At 66.0% G+C, this 1880-nt stretch carries 2 protein-coding genes; both read right to left on the reverse strand.

All coding sequences use genetic code 11. The features are described from left to right. Positions 1-10 precede the first annotated feature (10 nt). Complete coding sequence (locus HY30_RS16495; RefSeq protein ID WP_034743388.1) at positions 11-1174, reverse strand: acetyl-CoA C-acetyltransferase; 1164 nt, start codon at positions 1172-1174, stop codon at positions 11-13. A 137-nt stretch (positions 1175-1311) separates the two neighbouring features. Then, positions 1312-1785, reverse strand: coding sequence for a GNAT family N-acetyltransferase (locus HY30_RS16500; RefSeq protein ID WP_034743391.1), 474 nt, complete (start codon positions 1783-1785; stop codon positions 1312-1314). Positions 1786-1880 lie beyond the last annotated feature (95 nt).

Consider the following 1880-nt stretch of genomic DNA (forward strand, 5'->3'; position numbering starts at 1 on the left):
AGAAGTCTTGTCAGGCCATCTCGATGATCGTGACGTTGGCGACGCCGCCGCCTTCGCACATGGTTTGCAGGCCCCAGCGCTTGTTCCGGGCCTTGAGGCCGTAGATGAGCGTGGTCATCAGCTTGGTGCCGGTGGCGCCGAGCGGGTGGCCGAGGGCGATGGCGCCGCCATTGACGTTGAGCTTGTCCGGGTCTGCGCCCGTGTGCTTGGCCCAGGCCATCGGGATGGATGCGAAGGCTTCGTTGACCTCGTAGAGATCAATGTCGCCGATCTTCAGGCCCGCGCGGGCGAGTGCCTTGTCGGTGGCGAAGAGCGGCTCTTCCAGCATGATGACCGGATCACCTGCCGTGACGGTGAGGTTGTGGATGCGGGCAAGCGGCGTGAGGCCGTAGCGCTTGACGGCCTCGGCCGAGGCGACGAGCACGGCGGACGAGCCGTCGCAGATCTGGCTCGACGTGCCGGCCGTGAGGATGCCGCCTTCGGCCATTGTCTTCAGGCCGGCGAGAGCCTCTTTCGTGGTGCCGGGGCGGATGCCCTCGTCGACCGTGTGCATTTCGATCTCGCCTTCGGGCGTGACGATTTCCACGGGCACGATCTCGTCCTTGAAGGCGCCGGCCTCGGTAGCCGCAGCAGCGCGGCGCTGGCTCTCGACGCCGAAGGCATCGGTATCGTCGCGCGTGAAGCCATGCTTCTTGGCGACCATTTCAGCGCCGACGAACTGGCTGAAGCCTTTGACGCCGTATTTCTGCTTGATCGTGTCGGAGATGGGCGAGATGCCGGAGCCCGGCAGGTAGTTGGAGCCCATGACGGCGCGCGACATGGATTCCACGCCGCCAGCGATGACGACATCCTGCGTGCCGGACATGATGGCCTGCGCGGCGAACTGGATCGCCTGCTGGGACGAGCCGCACTGGCGGTCGATGGTGACGGCGGGCACGCTGTCAGGCAGGCCCGAGGCGAGCACGGCCATGCGACCGACCTGACCGGCCTGTTCGCCGGCCTGCGTGACGCAGCCGAAGATCACGTCTTCGATGACGGAGGGGTCGATGCCGGCGCGGGCAACGACAGCGTCGAGCGCGCGGGCGCCGAGATCGTTTGCGTGGATGCCCGAAAGACGGCCGTTGCGACGGCCCCCGGCGGTGCGCACGGCGGCGCAGATATAGGCTTCGGCCATGGGTGTGTTCCTTCCTTTGTGCCGGTATTCCGGCGGTGTTTGATGACGATGGAAGGAATGTAGGCGGGTTTCCCTAGGGGGCAGCAAGGGGGTGTTTTTGGGGGCAGCGGAGCCAGGCCTGTAAACCCGATTTTCAGTCAGAGCCGCTTTTCCAGCAGGAGCGTCGTCAGGCCGCTGTGCCATTCCTTGTCGGGATAGCGGCCGGTCTCGACATAGCCGCGCGCCGCATAGAAGGCCTGGCTGCGCGTATTGAACGTGTCGGTTTCGAGCCGGACGGCGGGGAAACCGGCGCGGGCGATTTCGGCTTCGGCGAGGTCCATCAGCGCCGTGCCGGCGCCGGTGCGCGCGTTGGCGGAATGGACGTGGAGCGCATGCACGAAATCATCCTGCCAGTCGACGAGGCCGACCACAGCGCCCGCTCGCTCTGCCACATGGAAGAGATGGCCGCGTTCGGCGACATAGGCGGCGGGGCGGTTGCCTTGCCGGTAGGCGGCCAAGGCCGCGGGCGTGACCTGCGGGCGCCATGTGGACTCGAACGTGTCGTGCAGGATGGCGACGAGGGCGGCGCTGTCTGCGGGGCGTGAGGGGCGGATGTGGAGCGGGGCGGTCATTGGACGGATGGTGCAAAAATCGGAAGCAGCGGGCAATAGGTCAATTGTGGGTACCGCGTCGCTCAACCCACTCTTGTATTGTCAATTTGCTGTAG

The organism is Hyphomonas chukchiensis, from assembly GCF_000682695.1.
GTDB lineage: Bacteria > Pseudomonadota > Alphaproteobacteria > Caulobacterales > Hyphomonadaceae > Hyphomonas > Hyphomonas chukchiensis.

What these genes read in the sequence shown, in the direction of transcription:
- HY30_RS16500 (WP_034743391.1), bottom strand. Translation starts at nt 1,785, where the DNA reads ATGACCGCCCCGCTCCACATCCGCCCCTCACGCCCCGCAGACAGCGCC.
- HY30_RS16495 (WP_034743388.1), bottom strand. Translation starts at nt 1,174, where the DNA reads ATGGCCGAAGCCTATATCTGCGCCGCCGTGCGCACCGCCGGGGGCCGT.